Here is a 16,790-nt window from a genome sequence, read left to right on the forward strand (position 1 = left end):
GCCCCTCCGCACCACACGTTGGACTAATCTGTTGTGAAGACCTGCTTCCTTGTCCAGGTCCTTCTCCCGCATGTGCCACATTCGTGTTCGCGTTCTCGTCGGCCTCTGCGCCGTCGTTCTGAGCCTCGTGGGGCCGCCTGTTGTGGCCCAGGAGCGGGCCGCCCTCAACGGGTACGTACGCGACGCCGAGACGGGCGAGACCCTGCTCCAGGCCAACGTCGTGGTAAAGGGTCTCCGTCGGGGCACCGCCACCAACAACGACGGCTACTACACGCTCCGAGACCTCCCGCCCGGCGAGCAGACCGTCGTGTTCTCCTACCTCGGCTACCAATCTCACACGGAGACGGTTGCCCTGACGGCCGGAGAGACGACCCGCCTCGACGTAGAGCTCGCGCCCACTGACCTGCAGACGGAGGAGGTCGTCGTGACGGGCGAGCAGGACAACGCCAGCGAACAGCGCATGGGGGTCGACAAGCTCCCCGTCGCAACGATCACCGAACTCCCGTCCGTCCTGACGCCGGATGTCTTCCGGTCGCTCGCCCTGCTGCCGGGCGTCACGACGGCCTCGGACTACTCCAGCAACCTCTACATCCGGGGCGGCGGGCCGGCCCAGACCCTGATCCAGCTCGACCGCACGACCGTCTACAACCCAACCCACTTCTTTGGGTTTTTCTCGACGTTCAACCCCGACGCCATCAAGGACGTGCAGCTTTACAAGGGTACCTACCCGGCCGAGTATGGGGGGCGGCTGGGGAGCGTGGTCGACATCTACAACAAGGACGGCAACCAGCGTGAAACCACCGGGGGCCTCAGTCTCAGTAGCCTGGCAACCCGGGGCTACATCGAAGGGCCCTACGGCGGCAGCGACGACGCCCCGGCCGGCTCCTACATGGTATCCGTGCGCCGCTCGACCCTCGAGCCCCTGCTCGCCGCCCTGGACGACGTGGACGGGCTCCCCGAGACCTTCTACTTTTACGACGTGAACGCGAAGGCCACCTACGACGCGGGGCCCGACGACGACCTCTCGCTGGCCGTGTACGGGGGGCAGGATCAGCTCTTTCTCCGGCCCGGGGACGGGCAGGAGTTCGACGTGGACTACGGCAACCGAACGCTCAGTGCCGACTGGACGCACCTCTTCTCCGACCGGCTGTTCGCGACGCTTACGGCCGCGGGCTCCCGCTACGAGAGCACGCCGGTGTTCGAGCTCGGCGGAACGCGCTTCACCCAGACGAACGAGGTGAGCGACGCATCGCTGAAGGCGGGCGTGGAGTACGTGCCGGGCGACCGGCACACCGTGGAGGCCGGGCTGCACGCCAGCCGCCTCACGTTCCGGTTGCGCAATACGCTCGACGGAGACGAAACCTTCAACCAGCGCCTCCAGGGCCAGCAGGCGGCCCTGTACTTGAAGGACACCTACACGCCGACCTCGAACTGGACCGTCCGGGGGGGACTGCGGGCGACCTACTTCTCAGAGGGAAACTACCTTCGGCTCGCCCCGCGACTCTCGGTGAGGCACGACCTGACGTCATCGGTACAGCTGCAGGCCGCCTACGGCCGCTACCACCAGTTTCTTACGCTGGAGACGAGCCAGCTCTTCACCGCCTTCGATTCTTGGCTCATGACCGACGAGGGCCTGTCCCCCGCCTACGGGGACCAGTTTGCCCTGGGCGTCGACGTCCAGCTGGGCAACGCGTGGCGCCTTGAGGTGGAAGGCTACGCGCGCACCATGCGGGACCTGTTCGAGCTGGATCCCTTCTTGCCCGACGCGGCGGGCGTGCCGTACGCCGATCGCTTTCGGGTGGGCGACGGGCGCGCGTACGGGACGGAGGTGCTTGTTCGTCGGCCGGAGGGCCGCCTGAACGGCTTCCTGAGCTACACCCTCAGCCGCACCGAGCGGCGCTTCCCGAACGTCAACCGATCCGAGGGCGGCTCCCCTCAGTATTACCCGCCCAATTTTGATCGCACCCACGACCTCACACTTGCCCTCAACTACCACCTCACCGACCAGTGGCGGGTGTCGAGCACCTTCAACTACGCCACCGGCCAGGCCTACACGCAGCCCGAACAGCGCTACGAGCTGGTGGACAGTCCCTTCTCGTTCAGCCCCGGGGTGGGGGAGTCACAGAACGTGTTCGTGAGCCCCTTCAACAACGCCCGTCTGCCCCCCTACCACCGGCTCGATGTGGGTTTGGCCCGGACGGGCCAGTTCTTTGGAATCGCCGAGTACGAGCTGCAACTACAGGCCATCAACGCCTATGGGCGGCGCAACATCTGGTTTTACCAGTTCGAAAACGAACCGGGCGGTACGCTCGACCGCAACGTGACCCCTCAGATCCCCATTCCGGTGCCGAATATATCATTCTCCCTCACGTTCTAGCCCAACACATCTCGTCTCGTGCACGCCGCCTGCCCCTGACTGCCCTGCCCCCTTCATGCACCGCCTGCTCCTTCTTTTCCTGTCAGCGCTCCTAGCCGTTGGGCCCCTCGGCTGCGACACGACCGCACCCGCCCCCGAGACGCAGGTCGTCGTGGAGGCCTACCTGCAGGGCGGCGCCGCCATGCCGCCAATTCGCCTCACCCGCAGCGTCGGGACGGAGGAGGCCTACGTGGCCTCCGAGACGGCCGTGCGCGAGGCAACCGTGGAGGTGCGCCGCCGCTCCGGCAACGGCTCCCCCGCAGACACGCTCGGCTTCGTCGAGCAGGAGCCGGGCGTGTACCGGCCCAGGGACACGTCGCGAGTGCGGCCCGGCACCACCTACGAGCTGTCCGTCGTCACGCCAGACGGAACGGACCTGACCGCCACCACCACCGTGCCGGATGCCATCTCGATTGTGGAGGCCGCAAACACGACGGCGGTGTACAGGGACACGACCCGGCAGCCGTCCTTCACGATTACCCCCCCAGACAGCAGCCGCGAGCAGCAGGCCGTGCTCGTCATCACATCGACCTCCCTGGCCGACTTCGGACGGCCCGAATCCCAGTTGGTCCGGGGCCTGACGCCGTTCTACGCGGACATCTACGACGCGGACGAAGATAGCCTCCGCACCTACCGCACCACCTCCTCCGGCGTGCGGAACGAGGCGAACTTCACCCGCGACGCGAGCGGACGGATCACCACGGACCTGCCGTGGATTTCTGTGGCGTTTTACGGCCCGAACGAGATCGGCATCCACGTTATCGACGACAATCTGCTCAACCTCATTCGCTCCCAGCAGGCCCAGTCGCCGGGCGGCCCGGGCGGCGGGCTCGGCCCCGGGGAGATTCCGAATGTCATCGAGGCCGTAGACGGCGGCACCGGCGTCTTTGCCAGCTACACGAAGGCCACCCGGAACGTCTCAATCCGGTGTTCACCGTCGCTCGCGGACGCGGAGTGCCCGGCGTTCGCGGCGTTTCCGTAGCGGCACGGGCAGGGCTTGCTACGCGGCGCAATTTCTACCGGGGCACGCCCCAATCCGGGCGCGGTGCTGATACGCAGGACAACCCGTCATGAAAAGGTTGTCGCGTGGCGGGGGCGCGTGGGACACAGCCGCCTCGGCTACGCCTCAGACGGACGCCCCGACTCCACCTGCACCTGTCGCCGCTCCCCAATGTACCCGCCCACGAGGGAGGCGATGAGGCCAATGCCAAGAACAAGAGCCATGCGCCCGTAGGAGAGGATGTCAGCGCCGCCAAGCGCGACGACGAAGACATCGATCAGAAGAATGAGCGTGATGAGGCCCGCAACGGCCGCCTCGTACGACGTGTCGCCCGGTGAGCGGAAGGCGCAGACGTACCCGGTGGCCTCGAGCCCAAGAAAGACCACGAGCAGCATGACCCAGGCGTACGGGGCATCAATCGCGGCCGCCGGGCTTCCGAAGAGGCCAAAGAGCCAGACCACGAAGTTCACCAGGAACAGGCTGACGGCAAACCCGAGAATGGCCCCGGCCATGATCCACTCCCACGACAGCGCGGGGGGCTCCGCGTCGGCGTAGGTTCGCTGCAGCATCTCTCCGGCCCACGCCCCTCCGAATGTCAGGACAAGCCCGTTGAGGAAGGCGACGACCATCGTGTACGTGAACGCCCCGTCTCTCACGAGGGACTCGAACGCCTTCAGGCCGAGCGCAGCAATGATAAAGTAGGCCGCGAGGGCCACCAGCACGGCGGCCAGGGCCGGCTCCAGCACCGTCTCGCCCTCACTCAGGGCCCCGTAGGTCGCGCCCGCCAGGATGAAGCCGGAGATCATAGCGAGCAGCGGAAAAGTAGGCGCCCCAAACGCATTTCCGGTCATCCAGGTAAAGAGCACGACAAACACCACGCCGGTGAGGAAGGACCCGACAATGGCCCGAGGATCAAAGCGGAAGGCGGAACGGGTAGACATTGCGTATCGGAACTCAGTTCGTGAGGGATCGGATGAACGAACATGCGGAGCCGGAAGCAGGCGCTTGGCCCGCCCGGTGCTTCGTCACCCTTTAATATAAGAAGGCAAGGGTCAGAAGAAAGCCGAGTGAACGCCGGTCGCCTCCTCGCCGTGGCGGCCGTCAACGCTCCCAATCCACTTGGTTAAATCCGCATGACCCCATCGGAACCCCTTGTTTCGGAGCAGGTGGGACGGTACACTGCACAGTTCAGAAGGGACAAGCGGCGCTTGGGAAGCATCAGTGCTGTCCTGGGCGCCTCCACGTGCTTTCCCTCGGTGACGGGGAGAGTCTCCCGTCATGGTCTTTTCTCCGCACACGGCCTCGTCTCCCCCGAGCGCTGGATTTGCCTGCACGGCATCGCCGCAGGGCATGGCCGCGCTCGCACCTCCCCGCACTGACTGCCGACCAGCCTGCCTGCTTCATGGATTCTACCGCCCCTTCTCACCGCGTCGTCGTTACCGGCCTCGGGGCCCTCACGCCCCTCGGCCACTCCGTCGATGAGTTCTGGGACGGCCTCCTGGCCGGCAGGAGCGGGGCGGGCCCCATCACCAACTTCGACGCGTCGGACGTCCGCACCAAGATCGCGTGTGAGATTTCGGGCTTCGATCCGACCGACTACATGGACGCAAAGTTGGCCGAGCGGCAGGACCCGTTCAGCCAATATGCCCTGGCCGTCGCCCAGCAGGCCTTCGACGACGCGAACCTCGACACCGACACCCTCGACCCGGAGACGCGGGACGACATCGGGGTCATCTTCGGCACGGGCGTAGGGGGCAGTGACCTCTTCGTCGACTCGGTGCTCGACCTCGACGAAAACGGGGCACGGCACATCTCCCCCTTCTTCGTGCCCATGATGATCAGCAACATGGCCGCCGGCCTGATTGCCATGGAGCATACGCTTCGTGGCCCCAACCACTGCGTCGTGAGCGCCTGCGCCACCGGCAACGACGCCATCACCGACGGGCTGCTGCTGCTGCGCCAAGGCCACGCTCGCGCCATGCTCGTAGGGGGGACAGAGGCCTCGATCAATGAGCTGTGCGTCGGGGGCTTTGCCTCGATGCGGGCCCTGTCGACCCGGAACGACGAGCCCACGAAGGCCAGCCGCCCGTTCGACGCGGATCGGGACGGGTTCGTGCCCGCCGAGGGCGCCGGGGCCCTCATGCTGGAGACGCTGGAGCACGCCCGCGAGCGCGAGGCCCCCATCTACGCCGAAGTTGCGGGCGTCGGCAAATCGAACGACGCCCACCACTATGCCGCTCCGGATCCGGACGGCCGGGGAGCGGCCCTGGCCATGAACAAGGCCCTCGACGACGCCGGCCTGGCCCCGACCGACGTGCAGCACATCAACATGCACGCCACTTCAACCCCCGTCGGCGACGTGATCGAGTCGGACGCCGTGAAGCAGGTGTTTGGCGATTACGCGCACAACCTCAACCTGTCCGCCACCAAGAGCATGACCGGCCACATGCTCGGCGCCGCCGGCACGGCCGAGGCCATCGCGTCGATCCTCGCGATCCGCAACGGGCGCGTGCCGCCGACGATCAACCACGAGACGCCGGACGAGGACTGCGACCTCAACTATACTCCCAATGAGGCGGTGGACCGCGACGTCTCGGCGGCCCTTACCAACGCCTTCGGCTTCGGCGGCCACAACACCACGATTGCGCTCACGGCGTTTGAGGACTAGTCGTCGGCCGTTCCGCGTCGCCCTCTTCTGCGATCCGTGATGCCCCCCCTTCTTCGCCCAATGGGCCCACCCCGGCAATGTCCTCCCTGCCCAACAACCTTGGCGGCGCGGCCGACCTGCTCGGCATTGCGATCGAGGCGGCCACCCCTGAGCGCGTCGTTGCAACCATGCCGGTAACGCCCGACCATCATCAGCCGTTCGGGCTGTTGCATGGGGGGGTAAGCGTGGTGCTGGCCGAGACGGCGGCCAGCGTCGGGGGCACGCTGGCGGCCCCCGACGAACAGGGGGCCGCGGGCCTTGAGGTCAACGCCAATCACGTGCGCTCCGTACGGGACGGCACGCTGACAGCCACGGCCACCCCCCTCCACACCGGGCGCACCACACAGGTGTGGACGGTCAAAATTCGGGACGCCGACGACCAGCTCGTGTGCGCCAGCCGCTGCACGCTCGCCGTCGTCGACCTCGCGGATGCCCCCGCGGCGTCGTAACAGATCCCAGCCGACTCTTCCCGCCCTCTCTGTCCCATGCCTGATGCTTCGCTCCCCGGCGTTCACCACGTTACGGCCCTGTGCGGCGATGCCCAGGAGAACCTCGACTTCTACGTGGGCGTGCTCGGCCTGCGCCGCGTCAAGACGACCGTCAATTTCGACGACCCGACCACACATCACCTCTACTACGGCGACGCTGCCGGCCGCCCCGGCTCCACGCTAACCTTTTTCCCTTGGCCGCAAGCCACAAGCGGACGAGGCGGGGCTGGCATGGTGCACACCGTCGCGTTCGCCGTGCCTCGGGGCTCCCTGGCCGGTTGGCACGACCGCCTGACCGCGCACGGTGTCGAGCCGGAGGAGAAGACCTACTTCGACGAGCCGTGCCTCCACTTTTCCGGCCCGAGCGGCCTGCCGCTGGCTCTGGTGGCCACCGCCCCTGCTGAGGATGCTCGGCCCTGGACCGATGGCCCGGTGCCCGCCAACCGCGCAATCCAGGGGATCCACGCTCCGGTCCTGCCTGTCTTCTCCGACGACCGAACCCTGGAGCTGTTTACGGACGTCTTTGGCTGGGCCCGGGCCGGGACCGACGGCGACCGTGTACGTCTCCGGGGCCCCGGCACGGGCGTCGGCACCACAGTGGACCTGCTCGTCCGCGACCGCCACCCGTCCGGTCGCATGGGCCGGGGCACCGTGCATCACATCGCCTTCCGGGCGCCGGACGACCAGGCCCAGCGGGCGTGGCAGTCCATCCTGCGGGAGCACGGCCTGCAGGTGACCGACGTCAAAGACCGCCACTACTTCCGCTCCGTCTACTTCCGCGACCCGGACCGCACCTCGGGCCTGCTCTTCGAGATCGCTACGAACGGGCCCGGCGTTCACGTCGACGAGGACGATGCGGAGCTTGGCCGGTCCCTCGTGCTGCCGGAGCACCTTGAGTCGCGCCGCGCCGAGCTGGAGAGGGTTCTTCCCAGACTCACCACCCCTTGACGTCGCGCCCTACGCACTTCCTTTTTTCTTCGGTCGTTATGAGCACGGACGCCCCCCATCAAGACCAGCCCGTACACACCGGCGGAGCCCCGCTGAGCGACGCCCAAGCAGCCCTCGTGCTGCTGCACGGACGCGGCGCCTCCGCCCAGGGCATGCTGCGCCTCGTCGACGCCCTCGACGTGCCGGATGTCGCCTGCCTCGCCCCCCAGGCCCGCATGCGGTCGTGGTATCCCCAGTCGTTCATGGCCCCTCGCACCGAAAACGAGCCCGAGCTCTCCTCCGCCCTCGACACCGTCGGCACTGTACTCGACCGGGCGGAGGACGCCGGGCTCGGCCCCGAGCGCACCGTCTTGCTCGGGTTCTCGCAGGGCGCCTGCCTGGCCACCACATACGCCGCCCAGAATCCACGACGCTACGGCGGCGTCGTTGGACTCAGTGGCGGCCTCATCGGCCCCGAGGACGCGTCGTTCGACGACGACGGCTCCCTCGACGGCACGCCCGCCTTTCTCGGGTGCAGCGACGAGGACCCATACATCCCCGAGTCGCGCGTGCGGGAGACGGACGACGTGCTTCGGGCCCTGAACGCCAACGTCACCACACGCATCTACGAGGGGATGGGACACACCACCAACGACGACGAGCTTCAACGCATCCAGGCGCTTCTCCACCGCTGCGTCGACACACGTGCAGCGTAGCGCCTCCGTTCGCCCACCTCGCGACGCGACGATCGTTGTCGCCGTGAATGCCCGGGCCGGGGGACATCACACTTGATGCCGGGCCTGAGATGTCAGTGTCGAAGGATGCCTTCCGGCGACGAATCACTCATCCGCCCGGCGGGGGAGGCGGGGCCAGGGCCTCAACCGTAATTGTCACCGTGGCCTCGTTGGCGACCCATCCGTCCTCGTCAGTCACCGTGTAGGTGTATTCATCCGTGCCGATAAACCCTGGCTCGGGCGCGTAGGTCACCGTGCCGGCCGACGCGTCGACGCGCACCGTCCCGTGGGCCGGCCCGCCCTGGACCCGTACCGTGGACGCGTTGAGGGCGCCGTCCGGGTCCCGATCGTTGTCCAGAACGGCCGTCGTCGTCGCCTCTCGCTCCGTCGTTTTGTCGCTGTCATCGGCGGCTGTGGGCAACTGGTGGCCGCCCGTTCCACAGCCCTGCGCCGTGCCCATCTTCAGTGCCACGACCGTTCCGTCGCGGCCGGCGGCGTAGACGTGACAGCCCACCCCGACGACACGGTGGATCGGAGGCGCAGCGCCCATGAGGGCCCCAAGGTTGATGGCGCCCACGTCGCGAAGCCCGGTCGCCGGATCGCCCGGATCGAGACCCTCTCGGCCCACCTGGTACACGTCGAGGCGGCCGTCGGGCCGGGCGGCGTACACGAGCCCAGACGGCTCGTTGGGCACCGCCGGGTCCTCTTCATGGAGAGAGACGCTGGTGTACGTCGGGCCCTCTCGGCGGAACAGCACGTCGCCGTTCGTGGCGTCGAGGACGGCCACCCCGCCGGTTCCGAGTGCCAGAAACAGGCGGTCTCCCTCCAGAACCGCGTCTCTCCAGACCTGCAACTGCTCCACACGCTCATCCTCGAGGCCGGACACCTCCGTAAGGGCCCCGTCGTCTTCAATCGGCCCCGCGTACACGCCTCCGCCGCGGTCGGCCACAAACAATGCGCTCGGCGTGGTCTCCACGGATTCGAGCGCCGCCCCGGAAATGTCCCGACGGGTTCTGTCGTCGAGGGCCACGCCAAACTGGGACAGCGCCTCTCCCCCCGACACGGCGTAGGCCTCGTGCTTGCCGTCACGCTCCGGGGCAACGGCGACACCCTTTCCGACGGACCCCGTCAATCCCGTGACGGTGGCCTGCGGGGCCTTCATCCCGTCGACTTTCAGCAGGGAGGCCGGGGTGCCCCGAAGATCGCCGTTGTACGCGGATGGGCGCAGCCCCCCAGTCAGGTACAGTGCCTCATCGTCTTCATCGTACGCCACGTCCTCCACGTCGAGGACATCGCTGCCGAGCCCACTCGGGGCAAGGAGCGTCGTCGGATCGCTCGCGTCGAGGCGATCAATGCCCCCTCCAAAAGGTCCTCCGGGCGTTTTGTACCCGATGTATATTGTGCCGCCCGCGTGGACGAGGGCCCCCACCCGCATGGTGTCACGGGGCGGGGCCACCCGTGTCACACTCGCCAGCGCAATGCGCATCGATCCGTCTGTCGACGGAAGATCGGGGGAGGCGGCACGGGTCAGCGAGGCGGTCTTGCGGAGACCCGTCATCCGTGCCCCCAAGTCATCGGTTTTCTGGAAGAGCGACGAGGCGCTTTCCGAAGCGGTCCCCGGTTCCGTTCCCATGGGCATGGTCCCGTCGCAGCCGCTGAGCACGAGGCCCAGGGCGAGAACGGAAAGGAATGGGCGAACCGCATTGGGGATACGAACACGCATGGCGCGGAGCGGAGCGTTTGGGCGAAGAGCCACGAACCGAGGTCATCGCGCCTCTTTGGCTCTTGGCCGACGCCGTAGGAGCCCTCCGAGAGCGCCCCCATATGATGGCAAATCCACAACAGATGTGCGGGTAGATATTGCGCAAACCCATGTATAGATCTGGTGCCCTCGTGTGGACCCTTTGCACAGATCGCATACAGATTTGACGGTTTCGTGCATTTCCGGAATCTCGGGGCTGCAGACGCCTCTCCTACCCAGCAGTGCCACCGCCCCCGGCCCCAAAAATGCACATCCGTTTACGCCTCGATGGACTCCGGGACGTCCGGCGTGAGGGCAGACTGCGTTCGCTCCCCCTCCGCGTCGGTGTTGCCCGCCGACCGGACCTCGACACACAGCTCCGGCACGACGGGACTCGCCTCCGCGTCGTCGGGAATTTGGCTCCACCGATCCTCGGAGAGCCACACCACGTCCGGCACCTTCACCCCTTTAGTCGTCTGTACGGCGAACTCGACGGCACGACGGCCAGGATGATCAAGGTGTTCGAGCAGGAGTTCCCCGATTCACATTTGGAAATGTCCGTGGAACAGTGTGTGCGGGCTCAAGAGAAGCTGTCCGTGTCTGTTCGTCTCAATTTTGAAGGGGAGATCCCGCAACTGTGGATCACGTAGGGCACGCTTCCAGGTGGATTGAGCCGTAGCATCCATGTGATCGGGCTCTCCGATTCAGAAAATAGCGTGCAAATCGTACCGGAGACTTCTACGGCCGACCCCGACCGCCCTCTCCCTACAGCACGTCCTGCGTGTCTACGTCGATCGCCACGTGGTAGCCGTTCGGCGGCGCGCCGTGGGCGTCGCGCGTCCGGCGCAGGGCCGTCTGGAGCGGCGCCGGGCTGCCACCGCGCACCTTCAGGAGGGTGCGGTAGCGGTGCTGCTTCTTCACGCGCTGGATGAAGGCGGGCTCCGGCCCCATCACCCCGGCCGGCCCCGCGTGCTGCCGCAGCTGCTCCGTCCAGTTCTCTGCGAGGCGCTCCACGCGGGCCTCGTCCGGCCCCCGAAACTCGACGGTGGCCACGTGGCCGAACGGCGGGTAGCCCAGCTCGCGGCGCTCGGACAGCGCCTCCGCCGCGAAGCCCTCGTAGTCGTGCTCCTGCGCGTAGCGGAGGGCCATGTGGTCCGGGTTGCGAGTTTGGAGAATCACCTCCCCGGCCAGTTCTCGGGTCCGGCCCGCCCGGCCGGCCACCTGTGTGAGGAGCTGAAACGTGCGCTCCTCCGCCCGGAAGTCGGGAAAGAGGAGCCCCACATCGGCGTCCACCACGCCCACCAGCGTCACGCGGCTGAAGTCGAGCCCCTTGGCGATCATCTGCGTGCCGAGCAGGATGTCGGCCCCGTTTTCGAAGCGGCGGAGGAGGTCGCGATGGCCGTGCTTCTGGCGGGTGGTGTCGCGGTCCATGCGGAGGACCGTCGCGTCGGGGACGGCGTCGTCGAGCTCCGCCTCCACGCGCTGGGTGCCTGTGCCGATCTGGGAGATGTTGTGCCCCCCGCACTCCGGGCACTGGCGCGGGACGCGGTCGGCATGGCCGCAGTAGTGACACCGCAGCTGCTCTCCTTCACCATGTCGGTGGAGCGTGAGGCTGACGGAGCAGCTCTGGCACTCAGGCACCCAGCCGCAGTCTTCACACTCCAGCACCGGCGCGTAGCCACGTCGATTTTGCAGGAGGATGGTCTGCTCCCCCCGCTCCACCCGCGTGCGGATGGCCTCCCGGAGCGGATCGGCCAGGGCCCCGTCCAGCTGATGCTTTTTGCGCTGCATCGTGAGGTCGAGGACGCGCACGTCGGGGAGCGCGGCGGTCTTGCCGGAGTCATCGGGCACACGCTCCGGCAGCTCGAGCCGCTCGTACTTGCCCCAGCGCGCGTTCATGGTGCTCTCCAGGCTGGGCGTGGCCGACCCGAGGATGCAGACGGCGTCGCTGCGGTGGGCGCGCATCACCGCCACGTCGCGGGCGTGGTAGCGCGGGGCCGGGTCAAACTGCTTGTAGGAGGTCTCGTGCTCCTCGTCGACCACAATCAGCCCGAGGTCCTCCAACGGCGCGAGGACGGCCGAGCGTGGGCCAATGGCAATGGCGGCGTCGCCCGCCCGCAGTCGGCGCCACGCGTCGTAGCGTTCGCCCCGGTTCATCTGCGAGTGAAGGACGGCAATCTCATCGCCAAAGTGGGCCCGGAAGCGCTGGACGGTCTGGGGCGTGAGCGCAATCTCGGGGACGAGGATGATGCCGGTGCGCCCTCTCGCCCGCACCGCCTTGAGGGCCCGGATGTAGACCTCGGTCTTGCCACTCCCGGTGATGCCGTGGAGCAGGAAGGTGCCGTAGCGATGGGCGCCCACCGCGTCGGTGACAGCGTCGAGGGCCTCCTGCTGGGCCGGGAGCAGGTCGTGGTCCGGCGGCGCGTCGGGCGGGGGCAGGTCGTCGAGGGGCGAGCGCATCACCTCCTTCTCCACCAGCTCCACCATGCCCTTCTCCACCAGGCTGCGGACGGTGGAGTACGAGGCATCGGCCCGCTCCATCACGTCGACGCGGCGCGGCGCGGGCGTGCCTTCGGCCCGGAATCCCGCCAGCGCCCGAATCGTGGCCCGCTGCTTTCCGCCACGGAGTTGCTCGATGAGATCGTCCGGCGCATCGTTGTGCTGGAAGGCGGGCGCGAAGCGGAGGTGCGTCTCCGTCTTGGGCGCCACCTGCTCGTCGGAGAGGGTTGTCTCCATCGCAACAGCCCCATCAGCGGCCATGCGGCGGATCAGGGCGAGCGGGACGGCGGGCCCCAGGCGCTGTCGGACGGCTGCGAGGGTGGTCTCGTCGTGCGCCGCCAGGTCGTCGAGAACGGCCCGCCCCACATCGTGATCGGCCCACTCGCCGGGATTGGCATCGGTGCGCGTGAGGCGGTGCTCCGTCTCGACGGTGGTCCCGGCGGGCAGCACGGCCTTCAGCGCCTCCCCCCAGGGACAGACGTAGTAGTCGGCAATCCACTCCGTAAGCCCCAACAGCTCTTCGGTGCACACCGGCACGTCGTCGAGCACGTCCAGGACGGCCTTGACCTCAAAGTCGAGCGTCTCGGCCGGGGGGCCCTCGTCCACGATGACGCCGGTAAGGCGCCGGTTTCGAAACGGCACGAGCACCCGTGCGCCCGTCTGCGCCATGCCCACCAGCGCCTCCGGCAGGCGATAGGTAAAGGCCTGATCGAGCGGGCGGGGCAAAAGGACGTCGACGGTCACCAGGCGGGAAAGACACTTGTTCGAAACGACACGGTCCCCCGTACGGGCCGCCGGGGCGTGGGTGCCGGGCCGCCGTCCCGCACATCCCTCTGGACCTACCGCTGCGTATCCGACGTCGTCTGGACCCAGTCGGCCGCCACCTGAATCTTGACCGCCTGCCGCACGGCCTGCACCCGCACCAGGAGATAGGTCTGTCCCCGGTGCTGAAGCACCTCGCCCGCGAGGCCCTGCAGGCGTTCGGGGCCGCCCGTGATCGTGACGGTCTCGCCCACCGCCGGCCGCAGGTTCGCCGTCGAGAGCCGCTCGGGCACCGCCTGGGCCTTCTGGAGGCGCTCAACCGTCTCTTCGCGGAGGCGGGCCGGCTCGCCGTCGAAGTGCACGCAGCGTGCAATGCCGTTCGTGCGGAGCACGCGCAGGCGGTCCTTTTCGTCGACCCGGGCGAAGAGGTAGTTGCGGAAGAGCGGCTCGGTCACTTCCTTCTTGCGGTCGGACCACTGCCGCACCTCCGTTCTCTTCGGCACCATCACGTCGATGCGCCGCTCGTCGAGACGGGTTTCGCACTTCTTCTCGGCCCGGGCCCGGGTGTAGAAGACGCGCCAGACGCGATTGTCGTCGGAAGACGTGCTCATGACGCGGACAGCTGTTGGGGCTGAAATTCGGGGAGCGACAGGGATGCGCGAACGGCGCGATTGCCCTCGCGCCGAGGCGAGTACGGAATTGCCCTTCGTATCGTCTTCTTCCCCATTGCGGCACGGGGAGAATCGTTCCCGCCTCGACCACCGGCGACAGAACCATACGTACTTCTCCGTGAGCGTAAACGCAACCGGCAGCCACGGCTACACCGCAACGGGCCCCGCACGGACACAGGAGAGAGGCAGGCCCAGGAGAGAAACGGAAATGCCGGGGCACTGTCTCCTTACACGTCCGCGTCCATCCGCGCCTTCGTGGTGTGAGTGGCGGGGGCGTGGATCGGATCTTCGGGCCAGTAGTGCTTCGGGTAGCGGCCGCGCATGTCCTTGCGGACCTCGTGGTAGGTGTCCTGCCAGAACCCTTTGAGGTCCTGTGTGATCTGAACGGGACGCTGGGCCGGTGAGAGGAGGTGGAGCGTGAGTGCCACACGCCCGTCGGCGATGCGCGGCGTCTCAGTGCGACCGAACAGCTCCTGCAGGCGCACCGCGAGGACCGGATCCTCGGCATCGGAGTAGTCGATGGGACGGTCGTAGCCACTGGGGACGGGGACGTGCGTGGGCGCCCAGTCCGCCAGTCGGTCGCGCTGGTCGTAGGTGAGCTGCTCGCGGAGAATCTCCGGCAGGTTGAGCTGCTGAAGGTCATCGGCCCGATTCAGTCCGTACAGGTGGGGCAGTAGCCAGTCCTCCAGGGCATTGAGCAACGCCTCGTCGCGCACGTCGGGCCAGTCGCCCGCGAGGTGGTGGTGCAGAAACTGAATTCTATTTTGCAGTTGGCGCGCATGGTCGGTCCACGGCAGCAGGCCGAGGCCCTCTTCCCGAAGGCCATCCACCAGCGCCTCGGCGACGGCCGTGGGGTCGGGACCCTCGACGGGGCCCTCCGTGAGCGTAAGGGCGCCAATCTGCTCGCGGCGACGAGCCCGCACGCGTCGATGCTCCGCGTTCCACGCCACCGTCGTTTCGGTCGCGATCCGGTCGCCGAAGTGGTCGACGATCTCCTCCTCGGAGAGGGGCACAGCCAGGAAAATGCGGTTCTCCTGCCGTCGGGCGTCCACGTGGGCCGCCACGAGGTAGTCGGCGTCCGACAGCAGCTGGGGCCGCGGCAGTGTGGCGGCGCGGCCGGTGCGGAGTCGAAAGCGACCCGCCTGTCCTTCGCGCCGCTGCGCCAGGCGGTCCGGGTAGGCGAAGGCGGTCAGCAGGCCGGCGACCTCTACCTCGCCCTCCGCCTGGGTGGAGACCCCGAGCTTGGATCGCCAGTGGTCGGCCATCTTGCGGACGTGGCCCACGGCGCCGTAGGGGACCACGTAGCTGCGGGCGTGGTTCGGGGTGGGCCGCTCGCCGCGGCGCAGGCGGTGGAGCGCCTCCAGCCGCAGCCGCAGATCCACGTCCGGGGCCTCGCCCTGTCCCTTGAAGATGTCGCGCTCGCTGAGCAGGGCCGCCAGGTCGCACGCCAGGGCCCCGTGCCCGAGGGCCTGAGCGTTGAGAAGCATGTGGGCGAGGCGGGGATGGAGCCCCAACTTCGCCATCTCGCGACCATGATCGGTGATCGTGCCGTCCGCGTCGACGGCCCCGAGGCGACGCAAGAGATCTTGGGCCTGCTGATACGTGTCCTCGGGCGGCGGATCGAGCCAGCGGAGCGCAGACGGGTCGGGCGTGCCCCACATCGCCAGCTCAAGGGCGAGGGGCGCCAGGTCGGCGTTCTCGATCTCCGGGGCGGTGTGGGGGTCGAGGTGGTGCTGCGTGCGCTCCGTCCAGAGCCGGTAGCACGTGCCGGGGGCCACGCGCCCGGCGCGGCCCGTCCGCTGGTCGGCGGAGGCCTGCGAGACGCGGACGGTATCGAGGCGCGTCATGCCGGTGGTGGCGTCGAACCGGGGGGCGCGGCGGAGCCCACTGTCCACCACCACGCGAACGCCCTCGATGGTGAGGCTCGTCTCGGCGATGTCGGTGGCCAGGACGACCTTGCGCTCCCCATCCGGACTCGGCGCGATGGCTGCGTCCTGCTCCTCCGGTGGCAGGTTGCCGAACAGGGGGTGGAGCGTGACGTCGTCCGGCACCTCGCCCTCCAGCCGCGACTCGGTGCGTCGGATCTCGCCCGCCCCGGGCAAAAAGACGAGCACGTCCCCGTCCGTCTCTTGGAGCACGTCTTGGACCCTCGCCGCCACGGGCGGTGCGATGCGGTCGCCCGGGCTGAGGGGCCGGTCGGCGTAGTGCACCGCCACCGGGTAGCTGCGGCCCTCGCTCTGCAGGAGGGGTGCGTCGTCGACGAGGCCCGCGATGGGCCCGGTGTCGAGCGTGGCGCTCATAACGAGCACTCGCAAGTCGGGCCGGAGGACCTCACGGGCCTGCAGCGTGAGGGCGAGGCCGAGGTCGGCCTGCAGGTTGCGCTCGTGGAACTCATCGAACAGCACCGCACCGATGCCCTCCAGCGCCGGGTCGTCCTGGAGCATGCGCGTGAGCACGCCCTCCGTCACCACCTCGATGCAGGTGCGGCGGCTCACCTGCGTGTCCATCCGGACGCGGTAGCCGACCGTCTCTCCCGCCTCCTCCCCGAGCTGACCTGCCATGTATTGCGCGGCGGAGCGGGCGGCCAGCCGCCGCGGCTCTAGCATAATGATACGGTTCTCCCCGAGCCAGTCTTCCCCCAGCAGTGCCAGCGGCACGCGGGTCGTCTTGCCGGCCCCGGTGGGGGCCTGCAGCACCGCTTCGGGGCGCTCCTGAAGCACGGTCGTCAGGGCCGGCAGCACGTCGTCGATGGGGAGGTCTGACATTCACTCAGGAGGACCCGTTCAAAAACCATCGAGAGGGTTGGAGCCGTGGGATAAGCGGCGGAATTCCCTTCTCTTCTTGT

General features: G+C 68.0%; 12 protein-coding genes. 6 read left to right on the plus strand and 6 right to left on the minus strand.

Annotated elements, in window-relative coordinates:
* The first annotated feature begins 70 nt into the window (after window positions 1-70).
* Both B7R93_RS10640 and B7R93_RS10645 read left to right on the plus strand, forming a co-directional pair.
* Entirely contained in the window at window positions 71-2,377 is a 2,307-nt protein-coding gene (locus B7R93_RS10640; protein ID WP_232798328.1) for a TonB-dependent receptor, read from the plus strand.
* 55 nt (window positions 2,378-2,432) lie between these two features.
* Entirely contained in the window at window positions 2,433-3,398 is a 966-nt protein-coding gene (locus B7R93_RS10645) for a DUF4249 family protein (RefSeq protein ID WP_103020755.1), read from the plus strand.
* 137 nt (window positions 3,399-3,535) lie between these two features.
* Here the strand turns inward: B7R93_RS10645 and B7R93_RS10650 are convergent, their stop codons facing one another.
* A complete protein-coding gene (locus B7R93_RS10650) occupies window positions 3,536-4,357 on the minus strand; it encodes a hypothetical protein (protein ID WP_103020756.1) in 822 nt (273 codons plus the stop codon).
* 461 nt (window positions 4,358-4,818) lie between these two features.
* Between B7R93_RS10650 and fabF the strand changes: the two genes are divergently transcribed.
* The 4 genes from fabF to B7R93_RS10670 all read left to right on the plus strand — a co-directional run bounded on the left by fabF (window position 4,819) and on the right by B7R93_RS10670 (window position 8,254).
* A complete protein-coding gene (fabF, locus tag B7R93_RS10655) occupies window positions 4,819-6,084 on the plus strand; it encodes a beta-ketoacyl-ACP synthase II (RefSeq protein ID WP_103020757.1) in 1,266 nt (421 codons plus the stop codon).
* A 77-nt stretch (window positions 6,085-6,161) separates the two neighbouring features.
* On the plus strand, window positions 6,162-6,572 hold the full coding sequence (locus tag B7R93_RS10660) for a hotdog fold thioesterase (RefSeq protein ID WP_103020758.1): 411 nt from the start codon (window positions 6,162-6,164) through the stop codon (window positions 6,570-6,572).
* A 36-nt stretch (window positions 6,573-6,608) separates the two neighbouring features.
* The gene (locus tag B7R93_RS10665; protein WP_103020759.1) at window positions 6,609-7,559 is read left to right on the plus strand and encodes a ring-cleaving dioxygenase; all 951 of its coding nucleotides are present in this window, start codon (window positions 6,609-6,611) and stop codon (window positions 7,557-7,559) included.
* A gap of 38 nt (window positions 7,560-7,597) precedes the next feature.
* On the plus strand, window positions 7,598-8,254 hold the full coding sequence (locus tag B7R93_RS10670; protein WP_103020760.1) for an alpha/beta hydrolase: 657 nt from the start codon (window positions 7,598-7,600) through the stop codon (window positions 8,252-8,254).
* 127 nt (window positions 8,255-8,381) lie between these two features.
* Here B7R93_RS10670 and B7R93_RS10675 read toward each other — a convergent pair whose 3' ends face one another.
* The 5 genes from B7R93_RS10675 to hrpB form a co-directional block, all read right to left on the minus strand.
* Entirely contained in the window at window positions 8,382-9,995 is a 1,614-nt protein-coding gene (locus tag B7R93_RS10675) for a cadherin-like domain-containing protein (RefSeq protein ID WP_157942271.1), read from the minus strand.
* A 296-nt stretch (window positions 9,996-10,291) separates the two neighbouring features.
* Window positions 10,292-10,555, minus strand: coding sequence for a Uma2 family endonuclease (locus B7R93_RS10680; RefSeq protein WP_103020762.1), 264 nt, complete (start codon window positions 10,553-10,555; stop codon window positions 10,292-10,294).
* A 223-nt stretch (window positions 10,556-10,778) separates the two neighbouring features.
* Window positions 10,779-13,256 (minus strand): replication restart helicase PriA, encoded by a 2,478-nt coding sequence (gene priA / locus B7R93_RS10685; protein ID WP_103020763.1) that lies wholly within the window; start codon window positions 13,254-13,256, stop codon window positions 10,779-10,781.
* Between the two features lie 95 nt (window positions 13,257-13,351).
* A complete protein-coding gene (locus tag B7R93_RS10690) occupies window positions 13,352-13,885 on the minus strand; it encodes a UpxY family transcription antiterminator (protein WP_103020764.1) in 534 nt (177 codons plus the stop codon).
* Between the two features lie 287 nt (window positions 13,886-14,172).
* Window positions 14,173-16,710 carry an ATP-dependent helicase HrpB gene (hrpB, locus tag B7R93_RS10695; RefSeq protein WP_103020765.1) on the minus strand — a complete coding sequence of 846 codons (2,538 nt, stop codon included), beginning with the start codon at window positions 16,708-16,710 and terminating at the stop codon, window positions 14,173-14,175.
* Window positions 16,711-16,790: the final 80 nt, after the last annotated feature.

It is taken from the genome of Salinibacter altiplanensis (assembly GCF_002894645.1).
Classification (GTDB): domain Bacteria; phylum Bacteroidota; class Rhodothermia; order Rhodothermales; family Salinibacteraceae; genus Salinibacter; species Salinibacter altiplanensis.

Excerpts from the sequence above, each read along its gene's own strand:
- B7R93_RS10640 (WP_232798328.1), top strand. The coding sequence starts at position 71 with ATGTGCCACATTCGTGTTCGCGTTCTCGTCGGCCTCTGCGCCGTCGTT.
- B7R93_RS10650 (WP_103020756.1), bottom strand. The coding sequence starts at position 4,357 with ATGTCTACCCGTTCCGCCTTCCGCTTTGATCCTCGGGCCATTGTCGGG.
- hrpB (WP_103020765.1), bottom strand. The coding sequence starts at position 16,710 with ATGTCAGACCTCCCCATCGACGACGTGCTGCCGGCCCTGACGACCGTG.
- B7R93_RS10690 (WP_103020764.1), bottom strand. The coding sequence starts at position 13,885 with ATGAGCACGTCTTCCGACGACAATCGCGTCTGGCGCGTCTTCTACACC.
- B7R93_RS10660 (WP_103020758.1), top strand. The coding sequence starts at position 6,162 with ATGTCCTCCCTGCCCAACAACCTTGGCGGCGCGGCCGACCTGCTCGGC.
- B7R93_RS10675 (WP_157942271.1), bottom strand. The coding sequence starts at position 9,995 with ATGCGTGTTCGTATCCCCAATGCGGTTCGCCCATTCCTTTCCGTTCTC.
- fabF (WP_103020757.1), top strand. The coding sequence starts at position 4,819 with ATGGATTCTACCGCCCCTTCTCACCGCGTCGTCGTTACCGGCCTCGGG.
- B7R93_RS10665 (WP_103020759.1), top strand. The coding sequence starts at position 6,609 with ATGCCTGATGCTTCGCTCCCCGGCGTTCACCACGTTACGGCCCTGTGC.
- B7R93_RS10645 (WP_103020755.1), top strand. The coding sequence starts at position 2,433 with ATGCACCGCCTGCTCCTTCTTTTCCTGTCAGCGCTCCTAGCCGTTGGG.
- B7R93_RS10670 (WP_103020760.1), top strand. The coding sequence starts at position 7,598 with ATGAGCACGGACGCCCCCCATCAAGACCAGCCCGTACACACCGGCGGA.